The sequence below is a fragment of the Paenibacillus sp. RS8 genome (assembly GCF_041956825.1).
Classification (GTDB): Bacteria; Bacillota; Bacilli; order Paenibacillales; family Paenibacillaceae; genus Paenibacillus_AQ.
The window spans coordinates 4,688,130-4,701,681 of record NZ_CP168131.1 but is presented as its reverse complement, the minus strand read 5'-3'; the positions used below and the strand labels follow the sequence as shown (position 1 = coordinate 4,701,681).

The following is a 13,552-nucleotide window of genomic DNA, read 5'->3' as shown; positions in this document are numbered from 1 at the left end:
TCCTTGGATTAAGGTTAGGAAGATTCATCATCATCCGATCCCAATGGAGGTTAAGTTAAATGAAGAACAACAAGATTTCCGCTACACTCGCTGTACTCTTGGTCTCAGGAAGCGTGCTGGCGGTAAGCGCAATGATTGTCCCAGGATTTGTGAATACCACAGTCGCCAAGAGCATTTCTGCAGTACAAGCCCCGGGCAATCCAACCTTGACTAGCAGCAAGGCATCCGTACTAAAAGTGGAAGCAGAAAAAGCAAAAACTACGTTATCCGACCTGAACAAAGAGCTGCAGCAGTTGATGACTCAAGAAGAATTGCAGCAAATTTATGATTTTGCGGACAAGACTGATAATGAGATCACCGAGAGCAGGCCGATGACCGAGGATGAAATGAACCGGAGGCTGATATTGCAAGACCAGTATTTGTATGACGGTCTCCGTCCCAAACAGCCACTTCCGCTAAAGCCGGGACAAGCAGAGCATTATTGGGACTTGGACAAAAACAGGATCGTTTATCCAAATCGAACATTGACTGACGAGGAACTCTTAGAAACTACTGACTGGTACTACCGGATGGACTATGCCATGTCCAAACGGAACATTGTAACTCCGCTGGATTCCAAAGATTTGAGTCAGACCGATGCCGTCGCCCTTGCCACTACAAGTGTAAAGAAGCTATTTGGTGCTGACGTCTCCAAACTGGAAGTATACGCCAATTTAAACGAAATATTATTGTTTAGTAGAAAATCCTGGATGATTACATTCGCTCCTTATAAAGCTGACACCTTAAGAGCACAGGGTAAGGAATTCTGGCAATATACCGTAATCGTTGATTATCCTACCCGGACGGTAGTGGATACGACTGCCGCTAATTTCACTCTGAAAAGAACCCCGATTAGTGATGAAGCTGCCATCGCTGTCCAAAAGGATGCCACCTGGATTAACGAGGCTACAAAAATAATTACAGACAGACAAGGTGAAACCCGAAAAATCGCCATGGCTTCCCTGACAGACACTGACGTAAATAATAAGCGCGGCATGGTAGCGGTCAAAATGTTGCTCGAAGACGGCAGCAGTTATACTGCAGAGTTACGCTACCCAGATCAGACTCTTCGGTGCCTCATCTATGAAGAAGCAGAAGCTGCCAAATAGGATTATTCTAGCAGTTCATCTCGTAAGGGGGGGGTACCATGGTTCAGGTGTAAGTGCCTGCCCGAATGTGCTCGCGCTCGGAAAAGCTGGGTTTAGGAATGTGAAGTTGTACGCGGGTAGTTGGAGTGACTGGATTTCGTATGAGGAGAACCCAGTGGCTACTGGGAAAGACTAAATACGAAGAGCCCGCGTCCTGCACGGGCTCTTCGTGCTGGGATTGTACCTTTGTTGGATTAGTACAGTGTAATGGGAATATTTCCAATAGCTCAGGATTCTACATCGTCGAAAGTATAGCTACTGTTACTCGGCCAGATGTACGAGTGACTTAGACTTTGCCGATCCCTAAGACGGACGAGTAGGAGTCGTACGGCTTGTTACCGCATGTCGATGTAAGCTGAAAAGGCGAGGCTCTTTCTCCCCTTTCGATGGGTATTCATGCACTTCGACTTCTAATTCAGATCTGAGGTAAGAGGTACAAAACTTTCAGATTCTTAGCAAAGTCCCCTTTTTGTATTATGAGATTTAAAGGTGCCCCTAAATGTTTGAACCCATTACAAAATCCATGATTTTTTAATAAATTCACTCAATCAACAAAGAGCTAACTTCAATTTATGTCGGTTATCATTCTTAATAATTTGCATGGTGATCGCAGCGAAAGTCAGACGTTTGTCTGTTGTTATTGTCTTTGGCTTATGAATCACCCCTCTCAAAATGGGTACAAAAAAGCCGCCAAAGGATGGCGGCAACAAACCTATACATAAAATAAGATTTTAAAATCTAAAAATCCAAACGGACAAGATATAGATAAATTTATTTAGGGCATCATTGCTTCGTTTAGACCTTTCGGTGTATCCCGATCAAGAGATAGGACAATTCGGTAATAGCTCATTGTCCGAACACAACGGCATCGATGTTAAACGTCGGTTCAGGCGCTAGTATTGGTTCTTGTGTTGGTTCTTGTGTTGGTTCTTGTGTTGGCTCTTGTGTTGGTTCTTCTGTTGGTTCTTGTGTTGGTTCTTGTGTTGGCTCTTGTGTTGGTTCTTCTGTTGGCTCTTGTGTTGGTCCTTGTGTTGGCTCTTGTGTTGGTCCTTGTGTTGGTTCAGTCGTCGGTGTTGCTGTTGGTTCTTGTGTTGGTTCTGGTGTTGGTGTTGGTTCTGGTGTTGGTGTTGGTGTTGGTGTTGGTGTTGGTGTTGGTGTTGGTGTTGGTGTTGGTGTTGGTGTTGGTGTTGGTGTTGGTGTTGGTGTTGGTGTTGGTGTTGGTGTTGGTGTTGGTGTTGGTGTTGGTGTTGGTGTTGGTGTTGGTGTTGGTGTTGGTGTTGGTGTTGGTGTTGGTGTTGGTGTTGGTGTTGGTGTTGCTGTTGGTGTTGGTGTTGTCAGCGCTACATACTGTTGTTTGGCTTCATACGCTCCTGTAAGGAGCAGATCGCGCGTTGCATTCGTTTTTCCACCGAAAGTTCCATTAGTACCTGCAGGTAACAATTTCAATAATAATGCCTCTGCGACATAACCTTGCGCCCAATTGGATACCGTTACATCGGTTCCTGTTAGGGCTTTTGCCTCTGTATCTTTTCCTAACATTCTAACCAAGAATGTAGCTAATTGTTCTTTTGTCACCTTGCCGGCCGGATCGAATATACCTTCTCCATAGCCATCTGTAATTCCGGATTTTTTAAGTGCTTCTATGTAAGGTAGTGCATATCCATTGGCGGCGTCATCAGCTTTAACATCTGAGAAACTGGACGTCTTCAACGAAGTCTCGACTTTAAGACCCGTGATCAACGCGGCAACCTTGGCAAACTGTGCACGGTTCATTTCATCTTTTATCCCGAATGTCGTATCGGTTACGCCGTCAAATATACCTGCCGAAATCATGGCATCGAATTTGGCTTTCGTCGCAGCATCCAGATCCTTTAGGTCAGTAAAATCGGCAGAGGTCTTCACCGCCGTTTGCGCAAGGCTAATAGAACTGTTTAAACATAGGATTAAAGCGATCGCAGTACTTACAATTTTCTTCATTTCTTCTACCACTCCCTTTTTTGGACTTATTAGACTCTTAATTCATAATTGCATAATATACCAGAAAAAAGTTTAAATAAAGAAGAAAAAAATTAAACAATAAAAAAATTCATTTTATCTACATTAAAAGGATAAATCAGTATACACTTAATCTTTTTAGAAAATAAATGGTTTCTCTTCAACTTGGCTTGCAGCAAGTCCTTCCCGAACATGTACTCTTTATTGTTCAGTCTGCTTAGCTCATATAAATGCATCGAAACGCCGGGTATCAGAGATTGTGCCTGCCAAAACGAAGCTTCATTTGCCTTGCATGCTCACTATGCACGAAGTTTACTAGATCAGATTTTTACAACTTTCTTCCCCCGCCTGCGGTTGAACATCGTTAGTACCGAAGCATCCATTAGTTGCAGCAAAATCCCAAATGATTCGAAGCCGATTATAAGGCTCGACATGTGTCACGGTCAGAATGAGACCCCCGACAAGAAGACCGGGTACAAAAAAGTTCGACTGTACGCAGGAAGCTGGAGTGATTGGATTTCGTATATCAGGAATCCGATAGCCATTGGTTAAGAATAAACATGAAGAGTCTGCGCTTGGCGCAGGCTTTTTGTGTTTAAGTTATGGTGTATATGCGCATTTTGGGTTATATCCTGCTGGTCCGTCCCTGCTCGAACAGCTCCTGCTACAATTTCCATGGTGGATGCATTGCCCATGAACCGAATCTCCTGACTCCAATTGGTTCACTATAGACAGCTCATCGCCAAAACTTCAAATCTATCGTATTATGGACAGGCGGTTATTCCCTCAGATTACAGAAAGGAAATACTTCTGATGATTCTCTACATTCACCGCAAGGATCTGCGGACTAGCGATCTTCCGGTCTTTGAGGCTATACGTTCTTCTGGCTCTCGCAGCCTTCATCTGTTGATTTTGGAGCCTTTTCTACTGCGAAAACAACGCTATCTTGAGCATAGCGGGGTAAACTTTCTGACGCAGGTCTCAAGACTTCAGCAGGAATACGCCACTGAGGGCAAGCAGCTACATATTCTTTATGGCGAGCCTGATATTATTGTCAAGAGGCTGAGCGAAACCTACCCAATACAGGAATTGATGGTCCATGCCGATTACACCCCTTATGCATTAAAAAGAGACATGAGCCTGCGTGATACATCGGCTGCACTCGGCATCCGTTTCAAAATTTTTCACGACAGCATGCTCTGTGATCTGGAAGATTTCATGGATTGGTGCGGGCGTCGAGAGCCCTTCAAGGTATTCACACCGTTCTACCGCCGCTGGCGCAGCTACTTGGCAGAGCGCTTTCATCCGCCTTATTCTTCGACCTTGGCTGATCTGTCAACGGCTACACTGGACGACAAGATTGCCGAAGATTTCAAGATTCCTGAGGAGATTAAACTTCAGTTTGAAAAGCTAGTGCCTTCAAGAAAGAAGATGGATGTAAACGATACTCTTGAGCAATTTATAGACTTGCATTTACGGGATTATCACGTGAACCGTGACAGGTATGCACAGGAGGGCACCAGCCAGATCAGCCGGTACCTCAATACGGGTACCATTTCAGCACGTACTGTGTATACTCGGCTGGCGGAAGAAGAAACCGGCGGGGAAGAATGGCTGCGACAGCTGGCCTGGCGGGATTTCTATCTGTATCAAGCCCGGCTCGATGCTAATTTCTTCAGCTATGAGAAGGTGTATGATTTGAGCATGCTAGGTACGAAATACTTTGAGGCTTGGTCTTCGGGCAGAACTGGCATTCCTGTAATCGATGCCGCCATGACCCAACTGAACACAACCGGATGGATGCCGAACCGGCTGCGAATGATTACCGCAATGTTTCTCACCAAAAATCTGGGCTGTCCATTTATTTACGGAGAGCGTTACTTCAGGCTGAAGCTGGGCGATTATGATAATGCGCTGAACCGTGGCGGCTGGCTGTGGAGCTCCTCGCTCGGATTCGATGCCTCCCCTTACTTCAGGATCATGAATCCGGTAACCCAGTCCCAGACTCATGACCCGAGCGGAGATTATATACGCACCTGGCTGCCGGAGCTGGCAGTTTTGTCCGATAAAGCTATCCATCTGCCTAGACCATATGCCATCGTTGATCTTAAGCAGTCACGGGCGCTGGCGATTGAGGTGTATAAAGAAATCCTGAACAGCAAGGGAGCGGCGGTTCATCCTAATCACGGAAATGAGCTATAGCCTGCATGCGCTTCCCTGCTCTTCTTGCAATATTACTAGAATTTCTGCTGTTCCTGCAGACAGCTGGACTAAATCTACGGACAGCAGTTTTGTCTGTTCATGAAGTACCCGGGATTCATCGGTACCCTCCAGATAACGGGTGACAAAATGAAGAAAGACATCGATTTTTCTCAGCAGCATCAACACTGGAATCGCGTTAATTTCGGCTGGGGTGAGGCGGATACTACGGCTGAAGCCCCGGCAGAAATCACGAATCATCTTCTTCTCCTCCGCATGCCCAAGCAGTCCGGATAGAATAACCGCTAACTCCATGACCCGCAAATCATATGTACAGAACTCAAAATCAAGCAGCGAGGATACCTGCCCCGGGTCTTTTATATTTACCAAAAGATTAGAGGCATTCAAGTCACCATGTACCAGTTGGTGAGGCAGTCCCTCCAGTTCAGTCAGCGAACCTGTAATATTTCTATAAGCTCTGTAGAGCATCACTAGCTCAGCCCCCAGATCCTTAAAAGGTTCCGGCGGACTCAGGCACAGTTCCCGGATGACCTCTGTACTGCATAACGGATAGGACGACCGCAATTCATAATATGGCCGGTACACCGGAGTAAGGCCGGGATCAATAGCTGACAGCACTTCAGATAAAACACCCGTTACCTCTCCAAAGGATTCTAGGTAAGAAACCTCTTCCTCCACAGGTGATTCTCCATCAATATATCGGAACAAGCAAGCGAATTTACCATTCTCCCCTAACTGAATCATAGTTTCACCGGTAGTTGTTAGAATAGGAACAGGTACTTTGAAAGGTAAAGCTCGTGTTCCAAGTTGCTGAAGCACAGCATGCTCGAATTCAATCTTGTTTCTGTCCTTATGTGTATCATATATGCGAAGGACTGCACATTTACCGCTATTTTCCACAAAAAAAGTGGTGTTGTTCCACCCCCCGCTCCGCTTCCGCAGCGTTCCGCTCCATTCCGGCCAGGCTTGACTTACTATAGCTTCCATATCGTATGCCTCCTCTCATCTGTCTATCAACTCATAGGCAATTGTAAAAGCAGCTTATGCGTGTGTCAAATCCCCTAACTCGGATTCAGGAGCCTGCATGTACCTCTTGTACTTTACCTCTATAATGATGCTATTCAATCTCAGTGCAACGGATGGGATTGAATAGGAGCTACCGGCTCCAAACGCTGGCTGCCGGCAAGGTTATATGAACCGGAGCAGAGCATAGTGGAGTTACCGGTTTACGCTTGGTAAACCTGAGGCTGGCGTTATGCCTACAGACTAGAGCATATTCCGGAGGTTGAGATTATCGTATATTGTGGTTCAGGTGTAAGTACTTGCCATAATGTTAATGTGCTAGCGCTAGGAAAAGCCATATATAAGAATGTGAAGTAGTATACGGGACTGGTTGATGAGTAAGATCCCTATTCAGTCTTTTTAGGTTCTTTATTCAACAATCTACAATCAAGAACTCGCAAAAAATAGATCACAGAGTACCTAGAGGTATCCACCCGATAGCAACCGATTTACGTTTTGATAGTCTCTTTCATTTGCCAAAATTGCTTTTAATAGAACATTTTGGTAGATTGAATCCAGGAACTTGTTAAGCGACTGATCAGCGCAAATATTGTGCAAAACTAAGCGTATTGCTATCGAGGGGAGATCAGATTTCTATGAATATAGCCGTCAAATTGATGCAAAAATTCAAAGACCGCGATACCCAGAATAAGCTGAAAGTTTATCAGGACAAAGTGGAGCTCATCAGAAAACGGAATTTGGAAGCATGGGACGATGGGAAGCTTCAAGCGGAATCCCTCCGGCTACAAAAAGAAGCAAAATCAGGTACACCTTTGGATGAGCTGCTTATCGCTGCTTATGCGTTAGTATGTGAGGCAGCGAAGAGAAAGCTTGGATTAAATCCTTACGATGTCCAGATCATGGCTGCCATCGCTCTGCACGAGAGATTCTTGATCGAGCAGCATACCGGTGAAGGAAAAACACTTTCTGCTGTTATGCCTGCATATCTAAATGCACTGACTGGCAAAGGTATTCATGTGCTGACTTTTAACGATTATTTAGCCAAGCGCGATGCGGAATGGATGGGCCCGATCTATCGTTTCCTCGGATTAACGGTAAACTCGGTTCAAGCGGGTATGAGCCTGTCCGAGAAACAGGAAGCATACGCCAAGGATATAACCTATGTTACGGCAAAAGAAGCGGGATTCGATTACTTACGCGATACAATTGCACTAAACGAAGCCGATACCGTGCATCGTCCTTTCCACTACGTCATCGTGGACGAAGCGGATTCGCTGCTTCTCGACGAAGCACGGGTGCCGCTGGTCATCAGCGGAGATATGCCCTCTTCCAGGAGCGACGGCTTTCGTTTCGCAGAAGTGGCTCGGCAGCTTAATAGAGATGAACATTACGACTTCGACGAGTTCCAGCGGAACGTTTACTTAAATGAAACAGGCGCTGCGCATGCGGAATTGATGCTGGGATGCGGCAATTTATACGATAGCCATAACAGTCATTTGCTGACTTCTTTAAATTGCGCGCTGCATGCGGAATCGTTATTAAAGAAAGACATAGATTACATCGTCCGGGACGGAAAAATCGAGCTGATCGAAGAGTATACCGGCCGGGTGGCGGAGAACCGGTATTTGCCGGACGGGCTGCAAGCCGCGCTTACGGCAAAAGAAGGGCTGTACTCCATAGCCGGCGGGAAAATTCTCGGGACGATCACCATTCAACACTTCATTAGCCTGTATCCGCAGATTTGCGGAATGACGGCTACCGCTCATGCTTCCGCAATGGACTTCGAAGATATTTATGCGCTCCAGGTGCTGCAAATTCCACCGAACCGGCCAAACATTCGAATCGACCATCTGCACCGGATTTACACCCATAAAGATGCCAAGCTTAAGGCACTTGTACAAGAAATCTCATCCGTCCATAGGACGGGACGTCCAATTCTCATTGGTACGTCAAGTGTCGAGGAGTCTGCCATGCTGGCCGAGGCGCTAGCGGTTGCAGGCGTATCTTGCCATGTTCTAAATGCGAAAAACGACGCAGAAGAAGCCGACATCATCGCCAAAGCGGGAGAAATCGGTGCAGTGACTGTGTCTACGAATATGGCGGGACGCGGGGTCGACATCCGGCTCGGCGGCGGCGACCCTGCGCAAGCAGAGGTAATCGCCAAGCTGGGCGGGTTGTACGTAATTGCCACCCATGTGAACGAAAGCGTGCGGATCGACGACCAGTTGCGCGGGCGTTCCGGTCGCCAAGGCGACCCGGGAGCTTCCGTTTTTTATGTAAGCTTGGAGGACGAGTTACTGCTTCGCTTCGGCATCCATAAAGCAGTTCGCGCTCCCAGGCAGGATGAGGCTCTTGAAGAGACGGGGCTCAGCAGCAAGATCACAAGTACTCAGCGTATTGTTATGGGCCAAAACTTCGATATCCACAAGGAACTGAACTGTTATTCGGATATGGTGGAGGATCAGAGGCGAATTCTATACGCGGAGCGGCTCCGAATTTTGAAAGGCGAGCAGCCGTTGAGCCCAGCGGAGCAGAGGGTACGGCTTTTTTATATCGACGAATTCTGGGCTGACCATCTTGCATACGTTTCTTATCTTCGCGAAGGCATTCACTTGGAGAGCCTTGCCAGCCGCAATCCAATCGACGAATTTCATGCGCAAATCACTGAAGCCTACGAGCAAATTACTTCTAAAATAGATATCGCGTCGGAAAATATGCTTGAAAAGCTCGGAGGTTCGAATGATCCGGCAGAGTGGGAAAAGTTCGGCCTGAAAAGCCCTGCTTCCACCCGGACTTATATTATCAACGATCAATACCTGCAGAATAAGCGAACCTCATGGACCGGAACTACCGTATTTGCTTATTGGCTTCGCACGGTTGCGAGGCCGATATTCAAGCTGTCAAAATATTGATGCAACGAAGAGGTAGTTAGCCGCTACTCCTCTAGCTCATCCAGCTTTGCTTCCAATTCAGCCAGCCTGCGATTCGCTTGATCCAATATCTCCTGTTGTTCTGCGGCTTTTGCTCGTTTTATTTCTTTTTTGACAGCCTCAATCTGCTGTTCCAAAAAGACGATTTCAGCTTCATTTCCTGAGTTGTTCCAGATCTGTGAATAAGTCATAACCAACCTCCTTTTTCAAATTAAGAGAAGCTTCCACAAAGTTCATTTGAACTTCAGGAGAGCTTCTTTTTTCTCTACACATGGGTCCCAAGTTCACAATTCTAAGCAAAATCCTGCTATTGTGATGTTTCCTTTATTATCGGCATCCCTGCTTCTACCAAACGCTTGTTACGAATGAAGAAAACGGACAATATCACAATAAACAATCCTGTTCCAACAAGAAGCCACTCAATCTCAATTACATCCGCAAGAGGACCAAATATCAGCATTCCGATGGGCATCATGGAAGTCGATATCATACCAAAGACTCCGAATGTGCGTCCCATGTAATCCGGATCTACCTTCTCTTGTAGCATTACGGTTGTCGGTGTATTAAAGACGGGCATAGCTACGCCGAAAATAGCCATCATAACCAAGTAGATCCAAAAAACAGGTACAATACCTAAAGCTAACGTGCATACACCCATAATTAAGCTAGCAAAAGTCATCGTATATACTTTGTTTCGAAATCCGCCCCATGAAGCAATAATTGCTCCGCCAGCCATCATACCGATAGAAAAAGCAATTTCAATGGCTGTTAATCGCCAATAATCATCTCCGAAGCTGCGTGTCACTTGTAGCGGTGTTAAAAATGCAGCCGGTGCCATCAATACAAAGAAAAAGGCGAAAAAAATGAAAAAGGTTTTGAGAAAGCTATGGTTTTTAATATAGCTTAAACCCTGTTTAAAATCGTCCAAATAGCTTGTCGTTTGTTTATCCGTCGCTTTTTTATGCAACGGTATTTTCAAAAAGAAAAATAATGTAAAGATCGCTATCGCTGCTGTGATAACATCGATAAAGAAAATGACCTCAATGGTTGCCAATGAAAGCAATGACGCGCTAACGATAGGTGCAACAAACATCATTAGTGCTTGAAGACTTCCGTTAATCCCATTTACTTTCGTCAGCTTATCCTCTGGTACAATTTGAGGTAATATTGCCCCAACCGCAGGCGATTGAACCCCAGCTCCGAGCGCACGAACTGCAGCAATGGCGAACAACAACCATATCTCATCATAACCAAGCAAAAATGTAATGGCTAAAACCAGTGTAACAAAGGCAATCATGGCATCTGCTATCATAATAAGATATTTCCGGTTGAAACGGTCCGCCCATACACCTGCAAACGGTGATAATAAAAAGGTAGGAATGAATCCACAAATAATAAATAATGTCATCATCATACCTGATTTTGTTGTAAGCGTAACGTACCACATAATAGCATATTGAACTAAAGCAGAACCGAATAACGAAAATGTCTGACTACTTAAAAAGATAATTATATCCCGTTTCCAATGTTTTTTGTTTTGTGCTTCGGTTGGTATCACTATAACTTACTCCCCCATTTTAAAAAAATATCATTCATTCCCCATTCGCCTATTAAAATTAATTACCAAATCCGGCACTTCTAATTCTATGTACAAAAATTTTATATAAATCACATTTCTAGAATAGCACAGAAATATTCACCCCACCATTCAGCCAGCACTTTAAAAATAGCCTGTGCACACAAAGAGCCGGTATCCCCCTCTTTCGAGAAGCCACCGGCTCTTTTTTACGTCTATTTCATTCTCCGTTTATACACTCGCATAGCCGTAGCCCAGAAAAACGCAAGTATTGCTAAACTCCATAATACCGCCACAAGCGTAGTTTTATCTGCCGTTCCTCCAAGTAAAAGAGAACGAATGCTCTCGATAAGCGGTGTCATGGGCTGATATTCCGCGAATAAGCGGATAGCCGAAGGCATGCTGTCGGTCGGCGCAAAGGCAGAGCTAACGAATAAAAGCAACATCAAAATGTAAGAAAATACGCCTGCTCCTTCGAATGATTTAGCAAGCAAGCCGAAGGTGACGGCAATCCAAGTAAACGCAAGTACGCTAAGCAATAAAATACCAATGGCTAATGCCCAACCGAGCACATCCGCTTTTGGCCGAAATCCCATTCCGAAGGCAACAAGGAAAATGGCAAGCAAGGAAATGACGTTAAAAACTAATGAAGCAACCACATGTCCGCCTAGAATAGAAGCTTTTGCAATCGGCATGGAGTGGAAACGCTCGAAAATGCCTTTCGTGAGATCGTTATTGATACGAAGTGAAGAATAAGCCACGCCACTGGCAATGCAAAAGAGCAATATTCCGGGCACAATATAATTGATATAGCTTACATCACCAGTGTTCATCGCTCCGCCAAAGATGTAAACAAAGAGCAGCATGATCATGATCGGCATGGCGATGACGGTAATAATCGTGTCGATGCTACGTGTGGAATGGCGAATGACACGCCCACTCATGACAGCAGTATCGCTTAGAAAATGAATGAATTTCATCGGGAGTCCTCCTTTTTGCTAGTGACGATCGCGAGAAAGACATCCTCAAGCGAGGGCAGCTTCTGGGCAAACTCAGCAATTTCTATGTCAGCTTCCGCCGCTTTCGTTAGCAGTCGCATCATCTGTCTCGTACTTCCGTCTGTAATGACGGAGAGCGTGAGATTGTTCGAATCTGAGGTCGCGTTAAATTCCTTTAACAGATCTTGTGCTTGATTTAGTGTTGTTTCATTGTCAAATCGAAGCTCGATATGACCCTTAGGCAATCTATTTTTAAGTTCCGCCGGACTGCCGCTTGCCACGATATGACCTTCGTGTAGGATCGCGATTTGATCGGCTAGATGGTCGGCTTCCTCTAAATACTGCGTCGTTAAAAAAACAGTAACACCCGATCTCGCTAGATCCTTGATCATATCCCACATAGCAAGACGGGCTTGCGGGTCAAGTCCGGTGGTTGGTTCATCGAGAAAAATGACCGAAGGGTTACCCAATAAGCTCATGGCCAAATCCAAGCGCCGACACATCCCTCCGGAATAAGTGGAGATTCGGCGATCCGCAGCATCAAGCAAGTCAAAGCGACGCAACAACTCCTCGGCTTGTTTATCAGGGTCGGGCAAATGGCGGAGTTTAGCCATCATTCGCAAGTTCTCGCGGCCAGTCAGGATATAATCTGCGGTGACGCTTTGTCCTGTCAGGCTAATTTCCTTACGTACTTGCTCTGGTTGCTTGGTTACGTCGTCTCCATTAATCTTCGCAATTCCGTTGTCTGGCTGGAGCAGAGTGGAAAGAATTTTGATCATAGTGGTTTTACCCGCACCGTTGGACCCGAGAAGTGCAAAGGTTGAACCTTTCTGCACAGTGAAGTCCACCCCTCGGAGCACTTCCACCTTCTTATAGGATTTCTTCAGGCCTATTACTTCAATTGCCAAATTATTCGATGTCATCCTATTTCCCTCCTATCTGCCTAGTTTTTTATGAATGGACTCATTCATTTTAGCTCGCATTTTCCCTGTCCAAGTCTGAGCAGCAACGCCTTCGAGCAAACCATCGCAAAACGCCATAACATCATTTCCTACGATCTCTAGAACATCTCTGCCTTCGGCAGCTCCCAACTCAAACATGTCAAGTATTTCGGGGAACAGATTGATAACGCTGGAATCGGAAGTTGAAAAGTTCAGCATGTATTGCGATGCGATATTGTAAACTTCACGGTAGTCGTTAGGAAGCGCTTTTGAACGTTTTACGCACTCTTTATACGCTCTTTTTTGATCACGCAAATCTTTATACTTAGTTAATATGGTCTTATACACGGCTATCCTCCTTAAGTTGTGTAAGTCTTGTCGTTACATATCCCCATTTCTCCCAGAACATGGACAGTTCACGCAATCCAGCTTCATTCAGACTATAAAATTTCCTTGGCGGTCCTATTTCGGACGGTTTTTTCTCGGTATCAACGAGTTTATTTTTTTCTAGCCGTATCAAGATGGTGTATACCGTTCCTTCAACAACATCTTCGAAACCGAGCGCATTTAGCGTTTTTACGATTTCGTATCCATAGGTTTCTTTCCGGCTGATGATTTCAAGTACGCAGCCTTCCAAAACTCCTTTCAGCATTTCTGTTAGGTTATCCATTTAAATCCTCCA

The 13,552-nt window shown here is 45.4% G+C and carries 12 protein-coding genes and 2 pseudogenes; 5 read left to right on the top strand and 9 right to left on the bottom strand.

The features are described from left to right. The first annotated feature begins 59 nt into the window (after positions 1–59). Positions 60–1,148 carry a hypothetical protein gene (locus ACDZ28_RS22195; RefSeq protein WP_042127156.1) on the top strand — a complete coding sequence of 363 codons (1,089 nt, stop codon included), beginning with the start codon at positions 60–62 and terminating at the stop codon, positions 1,146–1,148. 34 nt (positions 1,149–1,182) lie between these two features. Continuing rightward, positions 1,183–1,323 (top strand): annotated as a pseudogene (locus ACDZ28_RS22190) (sulfurtransferase); the annotation flags it as partial. A 710-nt stretch (positions 1,324–2,033) separates the two neighbouring features. Here the strand turns inward: ACDZ28_RS22190 and ACDZ28_RS22185 are convergent. Further along, complete coding sequence (locus ACDZ28_RS22185) at positions 2,034–3,164, bottom strand: S-layer homology domain-containing protein (RefSeq protein ID WP_375102773.1); 1,131 nt, start codon at positions 3,162–3,164, stop codon at positions 2,034–2,036. 480 nt (positions 3,165–3,644) lie between these two features. On the opposite strand from ACDZ28_RS22185, the pseudogene ACDZ28_RS22180 reads away from it, so the two are divergent. Further along, a pseudogene (locus ACDZ28_RS22180) lies at positions 3,645–3,734 on the top strand (sulfurtransferase); the annotation flags it as partial. Here ACDZ28_RS22180 and ACDZ28_RS22175 read toward each other — a convergent pair. Further along, positions 3,731–3,877: a hypothetical protein gene (locus tag ACDZ28_RS22175; protein WP_156114792.1), complete on the bottom strand. Its 147-nt coding sequence runs from the start codon at positions 3,875–3,877 to the stop codon at positions 3,731–3,733. The pseudogene ACDZ28_RS22180 and the gene ACDZ28_RS22175 overlap by 4 nt on opposite strands. 22 nt (positions 3,878–3,899) lie before the next feature. Between ACDZ28_RS22175 and ACDZ28_RS22170 the strand changes: the two genes are divergently transcribed. Further along, complete coding sequence (locus ACDZ28_RS22170; RefSeq protein WP_375102772.1) at positions 3,900–5,384, top strand: cryptochrome/photolyase family protein; 1,485 nt, start codon at positions 3,900–3,902, stop codon at positions 5,382–5,384. On the opposite strand, the gene ACDZ28_RS22165 is transcribed toward ACDZ28_RS22170, so the two are convergent. Further along, a complete protein-coding gene (locus tag ACDZ28_RS22165) occupies positions 5,379–6,389 on the bottom strand; it encodes a phosphotransferase (RefSeq protein ID WP_339290791.1) in 1,011 nt (336 codons plus the stop codon). The two genes, ACDZ28_RS22170 and ACDZ28_RS22165, sit on opposite strands and share 6 nt — an antisense overlap. A gap of 671 nt (positions 6,390–7,060) precedes the next feature. Between ACDZ28_RS22165 and ACDZ28_RS22160 the strand changes: the two genes are divergently transcribed. After that, positions 7,061–9,337, top strand: a complete 2,277-nt coding sequence (locus tag ACDZ28_RS22160) for a DEAD/DEAH box helicase (protein WP_042127149.1) — start codon at positions 7,061–7,063, stop codon at positions 9,335–9,337. Positions 9,338–9,360: 23 nt separating this feature from the next. Here the strand turns inward: ACDZ28_RS22160 and ACDZ28_RS22155 are convergent, their stop codons facing one another. The 6 genes from ACDZ28_RS22155 to ACDZ28_RS22130 form a co-directional block, all read right to left on the bottom strand. Then, on the bottom strand, positions 9,361–9,546 hold the full coding sequence (locus ACDZ28_RS22155) for a hypothetical protein (RefSeq protein ID WP_042127148.1): 186 nt from the start codon (positions 9,544–9,546) through the stop codon (positions 9,361–9,363). 116 nt (positions 9,547–9,662) lie between these two features. Continuing rightward, on the bottom strand, positions 9,663–10,910 hold the full coding sequence (locus ACDZ28_RS22150; protein WP_375105392.1) for an MFS transporter: 1,248 nt from the start codon (positions 10,908–10,910) through the stop codon (positions 9,663–9,665). A 236-nt stretch (positions 10,911–11,146) separates the two neighbouring features. Further along, on the bottom strand, positions 11,147–11,911 hold the full coding sequence (locus ACDZ28_RS22145) for an ABC transporter permease (RefSeq protein ID WP_042127146.1): 765 nt from the start codon (positions 11,909–11,911) through the stop codon (positions 11,147–11,149). Beyond that, positions 11,908–12,852 carry a daunorubicin resistance protein DrrA family ABC transporter ATP-binding protein gene (locus ACDZ28_RS22140; protein ID WP_042127144.1) on the bottom strand — a complete coding sequence of 315 codons (945 nt, stop codon included), beginning with the start codon at positions 12,850–12,852 and terminating at the stop codon, positions 11,908–11,910. The genes ACDZ28_RS22145 and ACDZ28_RS22140 overlap by 4 nt, the downstream gene beginning before the upstream one ends. Before the next feature lie 12 nt (positions 12,853–12,864). After that, complete coding sequence (locus tag ACDZ28_RS22135) at positions 12,865–13,218, bottom strand: DUF1048 domain-containing protein (protein WP_170880381.1); 354 nt, start codon at positions 13,216–13,218, stop codon at positions 12,865–12,867. Continuing rightward, positions 13,211–13,540: a PadR family transcriptional regulator gene (locus tag ACDZ28_RS22130; protein WP_042127142.1), complete on the bottom strand. Its 330-nt coding sequence runs from the start codon at positions 13,538–13,540 to the stop codon at positions 13,211–13,213. Before ACDZ28_RS22130 ends, ACDZ28_RS22135 begins: the two co-directional genes overlap by 8 nt. Positions 13,541–13,552 lie beyond the last annotated feature (12 nt).